This window comes from Streptococcus parasanguinis (genome assembly GCF_001578955.1).
Taxonomy (GTDB): Bacteria; Bacillota; Bacilli; order Lactobacillales; family Streptococcaceae; genus Streptococcus; species Streptococcus parasanguinis_U.
Genome location: NZ_KQ969718.1, coordinates 1 through 596, shown reverse-complemented (window position 1 = coordinate 596; position 596 = coordinate 1). Strand labels below are relative to the sequence as shown.

At 25.2% G+C, this 596-nt stretch carries 1 protein-coding gene; it reads right to left on the bottom strand.

The window, feature by feature from the left end; genetic code table 11:
- Positions 1-264 precede the first annotated feature (264 nt).
- Positions 265-435, bottom strand: coding sequence for a PhrA family quorum-sensing system peptide (locus SPADD19_RS13120; protein ID WP_001227861.1), 171 nt, complete (start codon positions 433-435; stop codon positions 265-267).
- Positions 436-596: the final 161 nt, after the last annotated feature.

Here is a 596-nt window from a genome sequence, read left to right as displayed (position 1 = left end):
AAACAACATCTTTCCAGAACTTCAATAATTTCTTTTTATGTTAATTCATTATTTAACTAAATCTTTGGAGGTAATACGTTTTCAAAGCTACTTTTTTACCATAGATTTTGAGCATTCAACACATATTACTAAGCCAAAAATGCTCTAAATTTTTGAAATTCTAACAAATTACACCCTTGTACATTAGAATCACTTCTTTCTAATTAAAAATTAGATAAAACAGAAATACCATATAGTTAATTAGTATTTTCATCATTTAATCAACTAATCAGCCTTCCCAACATCAAGACCATTGGACTCCTTTTGTGATTGCACTCGAATCTCCAATTGTTTATTCTTCTGAATAAACTGTTGGTAAGGAATTGTATTACTAAACATAAAAACACCTAGTAATGCAAATGTAACTAATTTTTTAATTCCACGTTTTTTTCTCATGCAATGAAACCCCTTTCTTTTTCCTTATTTTTATTCTAACACATATATATTATTTATGCAATTATTTTTATTGCGCTTTGAACTTTTTTTTTTTTTTATTACCATAAAGAATTATTTATTCCTTTAACTTGCTATTTTGAACTAAAAATTTTATAATGAAA

Coding starts and splice junctions, on each gene's coding strand:
- SPADD19_RS13120 (WP_001227861.1), bottom strand. CDS start 435: ATGAGAAAAAAACGTGGAATTAAAAAATTAGTTACATTTGCATTACTA.